The organism is Actinoplanes sp. NBC_00393, from assembly GCF_036053395.1.
Classification (GTDB): domain Bacteria; phylum Actinomycetota; class Actinomycetes; order Mycobacteriales; family Micromonosporaceae; genus Actinoplanes.
The window spans coordinates 9127657-9142454 of sequence record NZ_CP107942.1 but is presented as its reverse complement, the minus strand read 5'-3'; the positions used below and the strand labels follow the sequence as shown (position 1 = coordinate 9142454).

Below are 14798 nucleotides of genomic sequence, written 5' to 3'. Positions count from 1 at the left end.
TCTCCCTCAGACCCGGCGACGCTTCGGCGGACGGCAACCGTTGTGCGGCTGCGGCGTGACGTCGGAGATCTGTCCGACCTCGAGGCCGGCGGCCTGCAGCGAACGAATGGCGGTCTCCCGGCCGGAGCCCGGACCCTTGACGAACACGTCGACCTTGCGCATGCCGTGCTCCATGGCACGACGGGCGGCCGCCTCGGCAGCGAGCTGCGCGGCGAACGGGGTCGACTTGCGGGAGCCCTTGAAGCCCACCTGGCCGGACGAGGCCCAGGAGATCACAGCACCGGTCGGGTCGGTGATCGACACGATGGTGTTGTTGAAGGTGCTCTTGATGTGCGCCTGCCCGTGGGCGACGTTCTTGCGTTCCTTGCGCCGGACCTTCTTGACGGCGGCCCCAGCGCGTGCCTTCGGTGGCATAAGTCAGTGCGCTCCTATTACTTCCGACCGGGCTTCTTCTTACCGGCGACCGTGCGCTTCGGACCCTTGCGGGTACGAGCGTTGGTCCGGGTCCGCTGTCCACGCACGGGCAGGCCCTTGCGGTGGCGGATACCGGCGTAGCAACCGATCTCAACCTTGCGGCGGATGTCCGCAGCGACCTCGCGGCGCAGGTCGCCCTCAACCTTGAAGTTGGCCTCGATGTAGTTCCGGAGCTGGACCAGCTCCTCTTCGCTGAGGTCCTTGGCGCGCTTGTTCAGGTCAATCGCGGTAGCAGTCAGTGCCTCGACGGCACGGGTGCGACCGATGCCGAAGATGTAGGTGAGCGCGATCTCCATCCGCTTTTCGCGGGGAAGATCCACGCCGACGAGTCGAGCCATAAGTGGGCGTACTCCTCAGGTGTCTCACGGAGGTCTGTGCCCATTCCACCCCGCCTGCCCGGGCGGGCCCCGGCCTCCGACCGGGGGTGCGGCCGCTCAAGCGCATGCTTGGCGGCTGGAACGAGCTTGTGCTGTGGTACGGATCCTTACGCTGAGGCTGTGTCAGCCCTGGCGCTGCTTGTGGCGCGGGTCGGTGCTGCAGATGACCATGACCCGGCCGTGCCGCCGGATGACCCGGCAGTTGTTGCAGATCCGCTTGACGCTCGGCTTGACCTTCACGGTTTGCCTTAACTCTCAGTCAGACGGGATGGGAACCACCCCGCGACCCGCTTACTTGTAGCGGTAGACGATTCGCCCACGGGTCAGGTCGTACGGCGAGAGTTCGACGACGACCCTGTCCTCGGGAAGGATGCGGATGTAGTGCTGGCGCATCTTCCCGGAGATGTGTGCCAGGACCTTGTGACCATTGGCGAGCTCGACGCGGAACATGGCGTTCGGCAGGGGCTCGATCACTCGGCCTTCGATCTCGATGGCTCCGTCTTTCTTAGGCATGTCCTCCGCTACCTGACATCGGGTTCGTGGGGCAGGCTTTCGCAACGTCTTACCCGGGCCTGAAAAGGCTCGGACCAGCCGCGGCTCCCCCGGTCCTCGAAGCGCGTGAGGACATGAAGGAGTGGACGCTGCGCGCCAGCAAGCCAGTCTACGCGCCCGTAACAGCGACGCCAAACCGAGGGTTCCGCAACCCGGGGTCGGGCGTGTCTGTGCCGGACATACCCGACAATATCGCCTCAGTCCCGGCGCTTGTTGCGGTCGGCGAAGTGCGCCAGCACCGCGACCGCGACCGGGATCAGCACCCAGGCCGGCCAGAAGTAGTGCAGCTCACCCGAGGTCAGGCTGATGATCGCCCAGATCACCGTGCAGAGCACGAACGCGCCCAGCGCCGGCGCCACCCTCGGCCGTCCACCATGCGGCGCCGGATGCGGCTCCACATGCGGTGAAACCGGGGCCGGCGGCTGGTACGGCTGGATCCGGGCCCGCTGCACCGGGATCGCGCCGGGCAGGTCGTCGAGCAGGCCGTCCAGGTCCCCGTACGTCCTGGCCGCGTACGCCCTCTGCACCCGCTCGTCGTACTCGTTCAGGTCGAGCCGGCCCTCGTCGAGCGCCGCCTTCAGCTGATCGGCGACCTTCTGCCGGTCACCGTCACTGGCCCGCATGCCCTCCTGCCCCATGCGTCACAGCATGGCAGCCGGGCACCACCGACGGCTACGGCTGGCGGGCGGTGACCAGATCGCCGAGCTTCGCACGGCCGCCGTCCGGCGCGGTGGTCACCCAGACGCCGTCGTCCAGCAGCGCCATGGTGTGCTCCACGTGCGCGGCCCGGGACCCGTCCCGGGTCACCACGGTCCAGCCGTCGTCGAGCTCCACGGTGCGCGGGGAGCCCATGGTGATCATCGGCTCGATGGCGAGCGCCATGCCCGGGACCACCCGTACGCCGCGGCCCGGCTTCCCGTGGTTCAGCACGTGCGGGTCCTGGTGCATCTCGGTGCCGATGCCGTGGCCGCCGTAGCCGTCCACGATCCCGTACCGCCCGGCCTTGCGGATCACCTTCTCGATGTTGAACGAGATGTCGGTGAGCCGGCCCCGGCCGTTCGCCGCGCCGCGGGCCGCGGCAGCGATGCCGGCCCACATGGCCTCCTCGGCGACCTCGGCCATCCGCAGCAGTGCCGGATCGGTCTCGCCGACGCCGACCGTGATCGCCGAGTCGCCGTGCCAGCCGTCCAGGATCGCGCCGCAGTCGAGCGAGATGAGGTCGCCCTCCTGCAGGATCTGCTTCGCGTTCGGGATGCCGTGCACCACCTGCTCGTTCACCGAGGCGCAGATCGACGCCGGGAAGCCGTGGTAGCCCTTGAACGACGGCACCGCGCCGGCGTCCCGGATCACCTTCTCCGCGACCGCGTCGAGGTCGGCGGTCGACACCCCGGGCGCCACCGCGTCCCGCATCGCGTCGAGGGCGGCCGCCACCACCAGGCCGGCGGCCCGCATCTTCTCGATCTGCTCGGGCGTCTTGAACTGGATGTCCTGCTGACGAGCCATGTCAGCCGCCGTAGGACCGCAGAGCGTCGATCGCGCGCACCGTGACGTCCTCCACCGGGCCGGTCGCGTCGATGCCCACCAGCTTGCCCTGGGCACCGTAGAAGTCGACCAGGGGCGCGGTCTTGTCCGCGTACTCGACCAGCCGGTTCGCGATCGTCTCGGCCTTGTCGTCGTCACGCTGGAACAGCTCGCTGCCGCAGCGGTCGCAGATGTTGTCCTTGCTCGTCGGGTCGAACTCGACGTGCCAGATCTTGCCGCACCCACGACAGGTCCGGCGGCCGGAGAGCCGCCGGATCACCTCGTCGTCGTCGACCACGAGCTCCATCACGATGTCCAGAGCGGTGCCCAGGTCGGCCAGGAGCTTGTCCAGGGCCGAGGCCTGCGGCACGGTACGCGGGAACCCGTCCAGCAGGAAACCATCGCTCGCGTCCGGCTCAGCGAGCCGGTCGCGCACCATGTTGATGGTCACCTCGTCCGGTACCAGCTGCCCGGCGTCCATGTATCGCTTGGCCTCGACACCGAGCGGGGTGCCCTGCGAGACGTTGGCGCGGAAGATGTCCCCGGTGGAGATCTTCGGTACGGCGAGATGGGCGGCGATGAACTCAGCCTGGGTCCCCTTGCCGGCCCCCGGAGGGCCCACCAGTACCAGCCGCACCTACATCGCCTCGCTTCGGTCAGGAGAAACCACGCCCACCGTCGACGGCAGAGCCCCCCGGCCCCGCGTACCCACTAGCGGAGGAACCCTTCGTAGTTCCGCTGCATGAGCTGGCTCTCGATCTGCTTCACCGTCTCCAGACCCACACCCACCATGATCAGCACCGCGGTACCACCGAACGGGAAGTTCATGTACTGGTCCTGGTTGAGCCAGATGAAGAAGAAGTTCGGCAGAACCGAGATCAGACCGAGGTACAGCGCACCCGGCAGGGTGATCCGGCTGAGGATGAAGTCGAGGTAGTCGGCGGTCGGCTTGCCCGGACGGATACCCGGAACGAACCCACCGTACTTCTTCATGTTCTCCGCGACCTCAGTCGGGTTGAACGTGATCGACACGTAGAAGTACGTGAAGAAGATGATCAGCAGGAAGTACAGGCCGATGTAGATCGGGCTGGTCGGATCCGCCAGGTTGTTCTGGATCCAGATCTGGTAGCCCTTGAGGTTGTTCTGGTCGAAGAACTGCAGGTACAGCTGCGGCAGGTAGAGCAGCGAGGAGCCGAAGATGACCGGTACGACACCCGCCTGGTTGACCTTCAGCGGGATGTAGGTGGAGGTGCCGCCGTACATCCGCCGGCCGATCATCCGCTTCGCGTACTGCACCGGGATGCGGCGCTGCGCCTGCTCGATGAAGACGACCAGACCGATGATGACCAGGACCAGACCGATGACCAGCAGGAACTTGCCGGTGCCGCTGGACTCCTTGATGCTCCAGCCCTCGCCGGGGAGGCGGGCCGCGATCGAGGTGAAGATCAGGACGGACATGCCGTTGCCAACGCCGCGGTCGGTGATCAGCTCGCCGAGCCACATGACCACGCCGGTGCCGGCGGTCATCGTCATCACCAGGACGGTCAGGGTCAGCCACATCGGCAGCCCGGTGTTCTCCGGGATGATCTGGTACGCCGGGTTGTCCTGGTCGCACATGTTGCCGAACAGCTGGCCGGTCCGGGCGAGCGCGACGAACGCGGAGGCCTGGAGGACGGCGAGGCCCAGCGTCAGGTACCGGGTGTACTGCGTGATCTTCGCCTGGCCGGACTGGCCCTCCTTGCGGAGCTGCTCGAGACGGGGAATGACCACCGTCAGCAGCTGCAGGATGATCGAGGCCGTGATGTACGGCATGATGCCCAGCGCGAAAACGGAGAGCTGGAGCAGCGCGCCGCCGGAGAACAGGTTCAACAGGTTCAGGACGCTGTTGCCCGCACTCTCGGTGAGCTCCAAACAGTTCTGCACGTTGGAGTAGGACACACCGGGACTGGGCAATGTGGCGCCGAGACGGTAGATCGCAATAATCGCTACCGTGAAGAGTAGCTTCTTCCGCAGGTCAGGCGTCCGAAGCGCGCTCGAGAAGGCGGACAACAACTGATCCTCCTGCGTGGTCGCCACACTCTGGGTTGCGGTATCCCCGAAGTTCGGGCACACATCATTGAGCAGCCATAGAGGCCGCCAGCGGAGCACTGTATCAGCAAGGCGGACAGCGCAACCACCGGCATCGCACGGGCCGATGCCCCAGTACAACACAACTGTCCGGCTTAGTGGCTGAACCGTCTGCTTACGCCACGATCGGCAAGCCGCGTTGCACCGGGCCCGGTCACCCCCGCGCCCGAGCCGGGTCCCACAATACGGTACGTCCGGGCGGATCCCGGTCACTCGATGTCTTTCGATCTTTCGAATCGGCCGGCGAGCCCGCCTGAGCGCCGCTGAGCACGCCGACCAGCCGGCGGGTGGGTCGAGTGCCTCCTGGGGCCGAACGCGCCCTCACGCGGCGTACAGGGCCGTTTGCGCATCGCCGTCCCGGTTTCCGCTCCCCCGGAACCCCCTACCGCGGAAACGACGAAGGCCGCGGCGCCGGGTGTCCCGGTGCCGCGGCCTTCGACCGCTTCACGACTTACAGCTGGGTGGCAGAGCCACCGGCAGCGGCGATCTTCTCCTTGGCGGACTCACTGAACGCGTGCGCCGAAACAGTCAGCGACACGCCGCCCAGCTCGCCGGAGCCCAGGACCTTGACCGGCTGGCCCTTGCGGACAGCGCCGGCCTCGACCAGCTCGGCCGGGCCGACCTCGCCGCCGTTCGGGAACAGCTCGGCGAGGCGGTCCAGGTTGACGACCTGGAAGACGACCTTGTTGCGCGGCTTGTTGCGCAGGCCCTTCATCTTCGGCAGGCGCATGTGGATGGGCATCTGCCCACCCTCGAACGATGCCGGAGTGTTCTTCCGGGCGCCGGTGCCCTTGGTACCGCGACCGGCGGTCTTGCCCTTGGAGCCCTCACCGCGACCCACACGGGTCTTCGCGGTCTTCGCGCCCGGCGCCGGACGCAGGTGGTGGACCTTGATCGCCATTTACTCGACCTCCTCGACAGTGACGAGGTGGTTCACGGCGAAGATCATGCCCCGGATCTCGGGACGGTCCTCCTTGACCACCACATCGTTGATCCGCTTCAGGCCGAGCGACCGCAGGGAGTCCCGCTGGTTCTGCTTACGGCCGATACCGGACCGGATCTGGGTGACCTTCAAGCGCGCCATCAGTGCACCGCCGCTTCCGCACGCGCCGCCAGCATGGCCGCCGGCGCCACGTCCTCGACCGGGAGGCCACGACGCTTCGCGACGTCCTCCGGCGACTCGAGGCCCTTCAGAGCGGCCACCGTCGCGTGCACGATGTTGATCGGGTTCGACGAGCCGAGGCTCTTCGACAGGATGTCGTGGATACCCGCGCACTCGAGCACGGCACGCACCGGGCCACCGGCGATAACACCGGTACCGGCCGACGCCGGCTTGAGCAGGACGACACCCGCGGCAGCCTCACCGGTGATCGGGTGCGGAATTGTCGCACCGATCCGCGGAACCTTGAAGAAGTGCTTCTTGGCCTCCTCGACGCCCTTGGCGATGGCCGCGGGCACCTCCTTGGCCTTTCCGTAACCGACACCCACGGTGCCGTCACCGTCGCCGACGATCACCAGGGCGGTGAAGCTGAAGCGACGACCACCCTTGACGACCTTCGCGACACGGTTGATCGCGACGACCCGCTCGAGGTGCGGGGTCTTCTCGACGGGCGCGTTACGACCGCCCTCGCGGCGGTTGTCCCTGCGGTTGCCACCCTCGGTGTTACCGCCGGACCCGCCGCCTCGGCGCTGCTGACCAGGCATTGGTCAATCCCTCCTAGAACTCGAGTCCGGCTTCGCGGGCGGCATCCGCAAGCGCGGCAATCCGGCCCGCGTACTTGTTGCCACCGCGGTCGAAGACGACCTTGGAAATGCCCGCCGCCTTGGCCCGCTCGGCGACCAGCGCGCCGACCTTGCCGGCCAGAGCGCTCTTGTCGCCCTCGCCACCCCGGATCGAGGTGTCGAGCGTGGAGGCCGAAGCCAGCGTGTGGCCCTTGAGGTCGTCGATGATCTGCGCAGTGATGTGCCGCGAGGACCGGGTGACGACCAGGCGCGGACGCTCGGCCGTACCACGAACGTTCTTGCGGACCCGGAAGTGCCGACGCGCCTTGCCGACGGCACGCTTGGCGGCGGAGCCGCCGCCGTTGCGGCGCTTGAGCAGCGTGGCGGTCACTTCTTACCTGCCTTTCCAGCCTTGCGGCGGATGACCTCGCCCTGGTACTTGACGCCCTTGCCCTTGTAGGGCTCCGGCGGGCGGATCTTGCGGATGTTCGCGGCGACCTCACCGACCAGCTGCTTGTCGATGCCGGTCACGGTGAACTGCGTCGGCTTCTCCACCGAGAAGGTGATGCCCGCCGGCGGCACGATGTTCACCGGGTGCGAGAACCCGAGAGCGAACTCCAGGTCCTTGCCCTTGGCGGTGACGCGGTAACCGGTGCCGTTGATCTCGAGGACCTTCTTGTAGCCCTCGGTGACACCGACGATCATGTTGGCGACGAGGGTCCGCGAGAGGCCGTGCAGTTCCTTGGCCTTACGCTCGTCGTTGGGGCGGTTGACGACCAGCTCGCTGCCGTCCTTCGAGACCGTGATCGGCTCGGCGACGGTGTGCGAGAGCTCGCCCTTGGGGCCCTTGACCTTGACGGTCTGCCCCGTGATGGTGACGTCGACACCGGCCGGCACCGGGATCGACTTACGTCCGATTCGCGACATGTCTAAGTCTCCAGTTACCAGACGAAGGCGAGGACTTCCCCGCCAACACTCCGCTTGCGGGCCTGCTTGTCGGTCAGCAGTCCCTGGGACGTCGAAATGATCGCGACACCGAGGCCGCCGAGCACTCGCGGCAGCTCGTCGGACTTGGCGTAAACCCGCAGGCCGGGCTTCGAGACGCGCTTGATGCCGGCGAGGCTGCGCTCGCGGTTCTGGCCGTACTTGAGCTCAACGACCAGACGCTTGCCGACCGCGCCCTCCTCGGGCTCCTCAGACGTCCACGAGGCGATGTAACCCTCAGCCTTGAGGACCTCGGCGATGTTCGCCTTGATCTTCGAGTAGGGCATCGTCACCTTGTCGTGGTACGCCTGGTTGGCGTTACGCAGACGCGTGAGCATGTCTGCGATCGGGTCCGTCATCGTCATGGGTATTCGTCAACCTTTCTCGCCGGGGTTCCCGGTAGGACCAGGCCTACGGCGAAGCGGTATTACTTGTGAACCAGCCTTCAGACCGCTTTAGGGCGGCGGGTGGGGCGGTTGGATGGTTACCAGGAGGCCTTGGACACGCCGGGCAGCTCACCACGGTGGGCCATGTCCCGCACGCAGACCCGGCACAGGCCGAACTTGCGGTAGACCGAGTGCGGACGACCGCACTTCTGGCAGCGGGTGTAGGCACGCACAGCGAACTTCGGCTTCGCGGCAGCCTTCAGGATCAGCGCCTTCTTCGCCATGCTCAGTTCTCCTTGAACGGGAAGCCCAGGAGCTTCAGCAGCGCCCGGCCCTCGTCGTCGGTCGTGGCCGTGGTGACCACCGTGATGTCCATGCCCCGCGGCCGATCGATCTTGTCCTGGTCGATCTCGTGGAACACCGACTGCTCGGTCAGGCCGAAGGTGTAGTTGCCGTGCCCGTCCAGCTTCTTGCCGTCCAGGCCGCGGAAGTCACGGATACGCGGCAGCGCGATCGACAGCAGCCGGTCCAGGAACTCCCACATCCGGTCGCCGCGGAGGGTGACCTTCGCGCCGATCGGCATGCCCTCACGCAGCTTGAACTGCGCGATCGACTTGGTCGCCCGGCGAACCAGCGGCTTCTGACCGGTGATGGTGGTCAGGTCGCGGACCGCGCCGTCGATCAGCTTGGCGTCCCGGGCAGCCTCGCCGACACCCATGTTCACGACGACCTTGACCAGGCCGGGGATCTGCATGGGGTTGGCGTACTGGAACTGCTCCTGGATGGCCGGGATGACCTCGGAGCGGTACTTGGTCTTGAGGCGCGGCAGCGTCTTGGTCTCGGTGGCGGCAGTCATCAGAGTTCCTTACCGGTCGTACGCGCGATGCGGACCTTGTTGCCGTTCTCGTCGATCCGGTAGCCGATCCGGGTCGGCTTGCCCTGGTCGTCCAGCACCTGCACGTTCGAGATGTGGACGGGGGCTTCCTGGGTCACGATGCCGCCGGTCTTCGAACCACGCTGGGTGGTGCGGATGCGTTCGTGCTTCTTGACGCGGTTGACGCCCTCGACCAGGACCTTGTCCTGCCGCGGGAAGGCCGCGATGACCTTGCCCTTGGCACCCTTGTCCTTGCCGGCGATGACGACGACCGTGTCGCCCTTCTTGATCTTCACGGTCAGAGCACCTCCGGCGCCAGGCTGATGATCTTCATGAACCGCTTGTCGCGCAGCTCGCGCCCGACCGGGCCGAAGATGCGGGTGCCGCGGGGGTCCCCGCCGTCCTTGATGATGACGGCGGCGTTCTCGTCGAAACGGATGTACGAGCCGTCCGGGCGCCGCTTCTCCTTGGCGGTGCGGACGACGACCGCCTTGACGACGTCACCCTTCTTCACACCGGCACCGGGAATGGCGTCCTTGACCGTGGCCACGATGACGTCGCCGATGCTCGCGTAACGGCGACCGGAGCCGCCGAGCACGCGGATGCACAGGATCTCCCGGGCACCCGTGTTGTCGGCGACGCGCAGTCGCGACTCCTGCTGGATCACGTCTGTCTCCTATGTCTGCCAGTTCTCCGGGCAGCGTGCCCGAAGCTTGGCGGAACGATGGTCCGCTGGGCCGGCCGAAACCGGCCCAGCGCACTCACTTGGCCTTTTCGAGGATCTCCACGATCCGCCAGCGCTTGGTGGCGGAGAGCGGGCGGGTCTCCATCAGCAGGACGCGGTCACCGATACCGGCCGCGTTCTGCTCGTCGTGAACCTTCAGCTTGCGGGTACGACGGATGACCTTGCCGTACAGCGCGTGCTTGACCCGGTCCTCGACCTCGACGACGACGGTCTTGTCCATCTTGTCGCTGACCACGAGACCTTCGCGCACCTTGCGCTGGGCGCGCGGTGCAGTCGCGTTCTCACTCATGCTGTCACCTCATCCGGCGCAACCGAGAGCCCCAGCTCGCGCTCACGCATGATCGTGTAGATCTTCGCGATGTCCTTGCGGACGACCTGCAGCCGACGGTGATTGTCGAGCTGGCCGGTCGCGCGCTGCACACGAAGGTTGAACAGCTCCGCCTTGGCCTCCCGCAGCCGCGAAACCAGCTCCTCTTCGGAGAGTTCGCGCAGCTCGGCTGCCTTAACGCCCGCTGCCATCAGCTTTCACCCACTTCGCGCGTCACGATGCGGCACTTCATCGGGAGCTTGTGGATCGCGCGGCGCATCGCCTCACGCGCGACCGTCTCGTTCGGGAAGGACATCTCGAAGAGAATCCGACCCGGCTTGACGTTCGCCACCCACCACTCGGGAGAACCCTTACCGGAACCCATGCGGGTCTCGGCCGGCTTCTTGGTCAGGGCCTGGTCCGGGAAGATCGAGATCCAGACCTTGCCGCCACGCTTGATGTGACGGGTCATCGCGATACGCGCCGACTCGATCTGCCGGTTCGTCACGTACGCGGGCTCCAGCGCCTGGATACCGAACTCGCCGAAGACCACCCGGTTGCCGCCCTTGGACGCGCCGTGGCGGTCCGGGTGGTGCGGCTTGCGGAAGCCCTTCGGGGGCTTACGCGGCATCAGCATGTGTCAGCCCTCCTGCTGCGTCTCGGCCTGAGCCGGAGCCGCGGCGACCGCGGCGTCGTTCGTGTTCTCGCCGGTCGGGGTGTCGCCACCCCGCGACTGCGCCGCAGCGCGGCCGGCCTCGGTACCGCCGGCGGTCGTGCCGGACGAGCCGGAACGGCCACGGCGCGGACGCTCGGGCCGGTCGGCACGGTCGCGGCGCGGACGCGCGGCCGTCTCGGTGACGACCTCACGACCCGGAACGGCGTCGCCCTTGTAGATCCAGACCTTCACGCCGATCCGGCCGAACGTGGTACGCGCCTCGAAGAAGCCGTACTCGATGTTGGCGCGCAGCGTGTGCAGCGGAACGCGACCCTCACGGTAGAACTCCGTGCGGCTCATCTCCGCGCCGCCGAGACGGCCGGAGACCTGCACCCGGATGCCCTTGCAGATCGGGTTCTTCATGGCCGACTGCATGGCCTTGCGCATCGCCCGGCGGAAGCTGACCCGGCTGGACAGCTGCTCGGCGACGCCCTGCGCCACGAGCTGAGCGTCCGACTCGGGGCTCTTCACCTCGAGGATGTTCAGCTGGACCTGCTTGCCGGTGAGCTTCTCGAGCTCGCCGCGGATCCGGTCGGCCTCCGCACCCTTACGGCCGATGACGATGCCCGGCCGGGCGGTGTGGATGTCGACCCGAACCCGGTCGCGGGTCCGCTCGATGTCCACCTTGGAGATGCCGGCGCGCTCAAGGCCCTTGGACATCATGCGGCGGATCTTGACGTCCTCGCCGATGTAGTCCTTGTAGAGCTTGTCCGCGAACCAGCGGCTCTTCCAGTCGGTGGAGATGCCGAGGCGGAACCCGGTGGGGTGAACCTTCTGACCCATTACTCGGCACCCTCCGTGCTCTGGGACTCGGCCTGCGGCGCCGCCTTCTTGGCGGCGGCCTTCTTCGCCGGGCGGGCCACCTGGACCGCCTCGACCGCGATGGTGATGTGACAGGTGCGCTTGCGGATCCGGTACGCACGGCCCTGCGCCCGCGGACGGAACCGCTTCAGCGTCGGACCCTCGTCGACGAACGCCTCGCTGACGAGGAGAGCGTCGGGGTCGAGCCGCTCGTTGTTCTCCGCGTTCGCGATGGCGCTGGCGAGCACCTTGTAAACCTGCTCGCTGGCGGCCTGCGGCGCGAACTGCAGGACGGTGAGCGCCTCCTTCGCGGGCAGACCGCGGACGAGGTTGACCACCCGGCGCGCCTTGTTCGGCGAGATGCGCACGTGCCGCGCAACCGCCCGCGCGCCCGGAAGCACCGGAGCGTCGCCCTTAACTGGCATCGCTGTAGCTCCTAATTCCTCTAATCCGTGTATCTGCTTAGCGACGACGGCTCTTGCGGTCGTCCTTCTCGTGACCCTTGAACGTGCGGGTCAGAGCGAACTCGCCGAGCTTGTGCCCGACCATGGCTTCGGTGATGAACACCGGGACATGCTTGCGCCCGTCGTGCACGGCGATCGTGTGCCCGAGCATGTCGGGGATGATCGTCGAGCGCCGCGACCAGGTCTTGATGACGTTCTTCGAGTTCTTCTCGTTCTGGACTTCCACCTTCTTGATCAGGTGGTCGTCGACGAACGGGCCCTTTTTCAGGCTGCGAGGCATCTTCTACTCCCGTTACCCGCGCTTGCGGGTGGCGTAGCGGCGGCGAACGATCAGCTTGTCGCTCGGCTGGCCCTTGCGACGGGTACGGCCCTCGGGCTTACCCGCCGGGTTCACCGGGTGGCGACCACCCGAGGTCTTACCCTCACCACCACCGTGCGGGTGGTCGATCGGGTTCATGGCGACACCACGGACGGTCGGGCGCTTGCCCTTCCACCGCATACGGCCGGCCTTACCCCAGTTGATGTTCGACTGCTCGGCGTTGCCGATCTCGCCGACCGTCGCGCGGCAGCGGATGTCGACGCGACGAATCTCACCGGAAGGCATACGCAGCGTGGCGTAGGCGCCCTCACGGCCGAGCAACTGGATACCGACGCCGGCCGAACGGGCCAGCTTGGCGCCACCGCCGGGACGAAGCTCCACACCGTGGACCGTCGTACCGACCGGGATGTTACGAAGGGGCAGGTTGTTGCCCGGCTTGATGTCCGCGCCGACGCCCGACTCGACCCGGTCGCCCTGCTTGAGGTCCTTCGGCGCGAGGATGTAGCGCTTCTCGCCGTCGGCGTAGTGCAGCAGAGCGATGCGGGAGGTGCGGTTCGGGTCGTACTCGATGTGAGCGACCTTGGCCGGCACGCCGTCCTTGTCGTTCCGCTTGAAGTCGATCAGCCGGTACTGCCGCTTGTGGCCACCGCCCTGGTGCCGCGTGGTGATGCGGCCGTGGACGTTGCGACCACCCTTCTTGGGCAGCGGAACCAGCAGAGACTTCTCCGGCGTCGACCGGGTGATCTCGGCGAAGTCGGCGACGCTGGAGCCACGACGGCCCGGCGTGGTCGGCTTGTACTTACGGATTGCCATGATTCACAAACCCCTTAGCTGACCGGGCCGCCGAAGGCCTCGATACGGTCACCGTCAGCCAGCTTCACCATCGCGCGCTTGGTGGCCTTGCGCTGCCCCCAGCCGGAGCGGGTGCGCTTGCGCTTGCCCTCGCGGTTCGCGGTGTTCACGGTCAGCACGCGGACGTTGAAGATCTGCTGGATCGCGATCTTGATCTGGGTCTTGTTCGCGTCCGGCCGGACCTCGAACGTGTACCAGTTCTGGTCGAGAACGCTGTAGCTCTTCTCGGAGACCACCGGGGCGACGATGATGTCGCGCGGGTCGGCGATCGTGCTCACTTGTCGCCCTCCTCGGACTTCTCGGCGGAACCGCCCAGGAACTCGTCGAGCGCAACCTTCGTGAAGACCACCTCGTCGGCGACCAGCACGTCGTAGGTGTTCAGCTGGCCGGCCTCGATGAGGTGCACGGTCGGCTCGTTGCGCAGCGACACCCAGTTCAGCTCGTCCTGGCTGTCCAGAACGACGAGAACCTTGGTGGTCTGGGCGACCTTGCGCAGCGTCGCGACGGCGGCCTTGGTCGACGGCTTCTCGCCGCTGACGAAGGACTCGACGACGAACACGCGGCCGTCCCGGGCCCGGTCCGAGAGGGCGCCACGCAGCGCGGCAGCCTTCATCTTCTTGGGGGTCCGCTGGCTGTAGTCGCGCGGCACGGGGCCGTGCACGACGCCACCACCGGTGAACTGCGGCGCGCGGATCGAGCCCTGACGGGCGCGACCGGTGCCCTTCTGCTTGTACGGCTTCTTGCCGCCGCCGGCGACCTCGCCACGAGTCTTCGCCTTGTGCGTACCCTGCCGGGCCGCGGCGAGCTGCGCCACGACGACCTGGTGCATCAGCGGGATGTTCGCCTGGACGTCGAAGACGTTGGCGGGCAGGTCGACAGAGCCGGCCTTGTTGCCCTCAGCGTTGATCACGTCAACCGAGCTCACTTGGCACCGCCCTTCTTCTTCGCCGCGGTACGGACCAGGATCAGCGCGCCCTTGGGACCGGGCACCGCACCCCTGACCAGGATCAGGTTGCGCTCGGTGTCGACCGCCTGGATGACCAGGTTCTGCACGGTGAAGCGCTTGCCACCCATGCGACCGGCCATCTTGACGCCCTTGAAGACGCGGCCGGGGGTCGCGCAGGCGCCGATCGAACCGGGCGAGCGGTGCTTGCGCTCGACACCGTGGCTGGCGCGCAGACCGTGGAAGCCGTGCCGCTTCATGACACCGGCGAAGCCCTTGCCCTTGGTCTTACCGGTGACGTCGATCGGCGTACCCGCCGCGAACGCCTCGACGGTGACTTCCTGGCCGAGCTCGTACTCGCCGGCGTCGGTGGTGCGCAGCTCCACGATGTGGCGCCGCGGCGACACACCCGCCTTGGCGAACTGGCCGCTCTCCGGCTTGTTGACCTTCCGCGGGTCGATCGCGCCGTACGCCAGCTGGACCGCGGAGTAGCCGTCCTTCTCATCGGTACGGACCTGGGTCACGACGCAAGGGCCGGCCTGCACCACGGTTACCGGGACGACCTTGTTGTTGTCCCAGACCTGGGTCATGCCGAGCTTGGCGCCCAGGATCCCCTTTACTTGCCTGTCCATTGT

General features: G+C 67.1%; 28 protein-coding genes. All 28 read right to left on the bottom strand.

The annotated features are described in order from the left end of the window. Positions 1 to 6 precede the first annotated feature (6 nt). The 28 genes from rpsK to rplC all read right to left on the bottom strand — a co-directional run bounded on the left by rpsK (position 7) and on the right by rplC (position 14795). Positions 7 to 414 (bottom strand): 30S ribosomal protein S11, encoded by a 408-nt coding sequence (rpsK, locus tag OHA21_RS42395; RefSeq protein ID WP_014440747.1) that lies wholly within the window; start codon positions 412 to 414, stop codon positions 7 to 9. 17 nt (positions 415 to 431) lie between these two features. Continuing rightward, entirely contained in the window at positions 432 to 812 is a 381-nt protein-coding gene (gene rpsM / locus OHA21_RS42390) for a 30S ribosomal protein S13 (RefSeq protein WP_196415123.1), read from the bottom strand. A gap of 162 nt (positions 813 to 974) precedes the next feature. Beyond that, positions 975 to 1091: a 50S ribosomal protein L36 gene (rpmJ, locus tag OHA21_RS42385; RefSeq protein ID WP_014440745.1), complete on the bottom strand. Its 117-nt coding sequence runs from the start codon at positions 1089 to 1091 to the stop codon at positions 975 to 977. Positions 1092 to 1142: 51 nt separating this feature from the next. After that, positions 1143 to 1364 carry a translation initiation factor IF-1 gene (infA, locus tag OHA21_RS42380; protein ID WP_007073013.1) on the bottom strand — a complete coding sequence of 74 codons (222 nt, stop codon included), beginning with the start codon at positions 1362 to 1364 and terminating at the stop codon, positions 1143 to 1145. A gap of 236 nt (positions 1365 to 1600) precedes the next feature. Further along, entirely contained in the window at positions 1601 to 2041 is a 441-nt protein-coding gene (locus OHA21_RS42375; RefSeq protein ID WP_328464991.1) for a DUF1707 SHOCT-like domain-containing protein, read from the bottom strand. Positions 2042 to 2075: 34 nt separating this feature from the next. Next, the gene (gene map, locus OHA21_RS42370; protein ID WP_328464989.1) at positions 2076 to 2906 is read right to left on the bottom strand and encodes a type I methionyl aminopeptidase; all 831 of its coding nucleotides are present in this window, start codon (positions 2904 to 2906) and stop codon (positions 2076 to 2078) included. 1 nt (position 2907) lies between these two features. Further along, the gene (locus OHA21_RS42365; RefSeq protein WP_229073950.1) at positions 2908 to 3561 is read right to left on the bottom strand and encodes an adenylate kinase; all 654 of its coding nucleotides are present in this window, start codon (positions 3559 to 3561) and stop codon (positions 2908 to 2910) included. 74 nt (positions 3562 to 3635) lie between these two features. Beyond that, positions 3636 to 4976, bottom strand: a complete 1341-nt coding sequence (secY, locus tag OHA21_RS42360) for a preprotein translocase subunit SecY (RefSeq protein WP_328478894.1) — start codon at positions 4974 to 4976, stop codon at positions 3636 to 3638. Positions 4977 to 5502: 526 nt separating this feature from the next. Further along, positions 5503 to 5952 (bottom strand): 50S ribosomal protein L15, encoded by a 450-nt coding sequence (gene rplO / locus OHA21_RS42355; RefSeq protein WP_328464983.1) that lies wholly within the window; start codon positions 5950 to 5952, stop codon positions 5503 to 5505. Beyond that, the gene (gene rpmD / locus OHA21_RS42350; protein ID WP_043531070.1) at positions 5953 to 6135 is read right to left on the bottom strand and encodes a 50S ribosomal protein L30; all 183 of its coding nucleotides are present in this window, start codon (positions 6133 to 6135) and stop codon (positions 5953 to 5955) included. It lies immediately after the preceding gene. Continuing rightward, positions 6135 to 6755: a 30S ribosomal protein S5 gene (gene rpsE / locus OHA21_RS42345; protein ID WP_328464981.1), complete on the bottom strand. Its 621-nt coding sequence runs from the start codon at positions 6753 to 6755 to the stop codon at positions 6135 to 6137. Before rpsE ends, rpmD begins: the two co-directional genes overlap by 1 nt. Positions 6756 to 6768: 13 nt before the next feature. Next, positions 6769 to 7164 (bottom strand): 50S ribosomal protein L18, encoded by a 396-nt coding sequence (rplR, locus tag OHA21_RS42340; RefSeq protein ID WP_442874998.1) that lies wholly within the window; start codon positions 7162 to 7164, stop codon positions 6769 to 6771. After that, positions 7161 to 7700: a 50S ribosomal protein L6 gene (gene rplF, locus OHA21_RS42335; protein WP_328464979.1), complete on the bottom strand. Its 540-nt coding sequence runs from the start codon at positions 7698 to 7700 to the stop codon at positions 7161 to 7163. Before rplF ends, rplR begins: the two co-directional genes overlap by 4 nt. Positions 7701 to 7714: 14 nt before the next feature. Continuing rightward, a complete protein-coding gene (gene rpsH, locus OHA21_RS42330) occupies positions 7715 to 8122 on the bottom strand; it encodes a 30S ribosomal protein S8 (protein ID WP_014440735.1) in 408 nt (135 codons plus the stop codon). Positions 8123 to 8241: 119 nt separating this feature from the next. Continuing rightward, positions 8242 to 8427 (bottom strand): type Z 30S ribosomal protein S14, encoded by a 186-nt coding sequence (locus OHA21_RS42325; RefSeq protein ID WP_020513598.1) that lies wholly within the window; start codon positions 8425 to 8427, stop codon positions 8242 to 8244. 2 nt (positions 8428 to 8429) lie between these two features. Next, positions 8430 to 8999: a 50S ribosomal protein L5 gene (rplE, locus tag OHA21_RS42320; RefSeq protein ID WP_328464974.1), complete on the bottom strand. Its 570-nt coding sequence runs from the start codon at positions 8997 to 8999 to the stop codon at positions 8430 to 8432. Next, entirely contained in the window at positions 8999 to 9319 is a 321-nt protein-coding gene (gene rplX, locus OHA21_RS42315) for a 50S ribosomal protein L24 (RefSeq protein ID WP_196415190.1), read from the bottom strand. Before rplX ends, rplE begins: the two co-directional genes overlap by 1 nt. After that, a complete protein-coding gene (gene rplN / locus OHA21_RS42310; protein WP_007073026.1) occupies positions 9316 to 9684 on the bottom strand; it encodes a 50S ribosomal protein L14 in 369 nt (122 codons plus the stop codon). The genes rplX and rplN overlap by 4 nt, the downstream gene beginning before the upstream one ends. A gap of 94 nt (positions 9685 to 9778) precedes the next feature. Further along, positions 9779 to 10051: a 30S ribosomal protein S17 gene (gene rpsQ / locus OHA21_RS42305; RefSeq protein WP_328464971.1), complete on the bottom strand. Its 273-nt coding sequence runs from the start codon at positions 10049 to 10051 to the stop codon at positions 9779 to 9781. Further along, on the bottom strand, positions 10048 to 10281 hold the full coding sequence (gene rpmC / locus OHA21_RS42300) for a 50S ribosomal protein L29 (protein WP_014440730.1): 234 nt from the start codon (positions 10279 to 10281) through the stop codon (positions 10048 to 10050). Before rpmC ends, rpsQ begins: the two co-directional genes overlap by 4 nt. Beyond that, positions 10281 to 10706, bottom strand: a complete 426-nt coding sequence (gene rplP, locus OHA21_RS42295; protein WP_014687763.1) for a 50S ribosomal protein L16 — start codon at positions 10704 to 10706, stop codon at positions 10281 to 10283. Before rplP ends, rpmC begins: the two co-directional genes overlap by 1 nt. Positions 10707 to 10709: 3 nt before the next feature. Further along, complete coding sequence (gene rpsC, locus OHA21_RS42290) at positions 10710 to 11567, bottom strand: 30S ribosomal protein S3 (protein ID WP_328464967.1); 858 nt, start codon at positions 11565 to 11567, stop codon at positions 10710 to 10712. Continuing rightward, entirely contained in the window at positions 11567 to 12010 is a 444-nt protein-coding gene (gene rplV, locus OHA21_RS42285; protein WP_328464965.1) for a 50S ribosomal protein L22, read from the bottom strand. The genes rpsC and rplV overlap by 1 nt, the downstream gene beginning before the upstream one ends. Positions 12011 to 12047: 37 nt before the next feature. Next, positions 12048 to 12329: a 30S ribosomal protein S19 gene (rpsS, locus tag OHA21_RS42280; RefSeq protein WP_014440726.1), complete on the bottom strand. Its 282-nt coding sequence runs from the start codon at positions 12327 to 12329 to the stop codon at positions 12048 to 12050. Between the two features lie 12 nt (positions 12330 to 12341). Then, positions 12342 to 13181, bottom strand: a complete 840-nt coding sequence (gene rplB / locus OHA21_RS42275; protein ID WP_328464960.1) for a 50S ribosomal protein L2 — start codon at positions 13179 to 13181, stop codon at positions 12342 to 12344. A gap of 14 nt (positions 13182 to 13195) precedes the next feature. Further along, positions 13196 to 13498, bottom strand: coding sequence for a 50S ribosomal protein L23 (gene rplW, locus OHA21_RS42270; protein ID WP_106315557.1), 303 nt, complete (start codon positions 13496 to 13498; stop codon positions 13196 to 13198). Beyond that, a complete protein-coding gene (gene rplD, locus OHA21_RS42265; RefSeq protein ID WP_328464957.1) occupies positions 13495 to 14145 on the bottom strand; it encodes a 50S ribosomal protein L4 in 651 nt (216 codons plus the stop codon). The genes rplW and rplD overlap by 4 nt, the downstream gene beginning before the upstream one ends. Then, positions 14142 to 14795: a 50S ribosomal protein L3 gene (gene rplC / locus OHA21_RS42260; RefSeq protein WP_328464955.1), complete on the bottom strand. Its 654-nt coding sequence runs from the start codon at positions 14793 to 14795 to the stop codon at positions 14142 to 14144. The genes rplD and rplC overlap by 4 nt, the downstream gene beginning before the upstream one ends. Positions 14796 to 14798 lie beyond the last annotated feature (3 nt).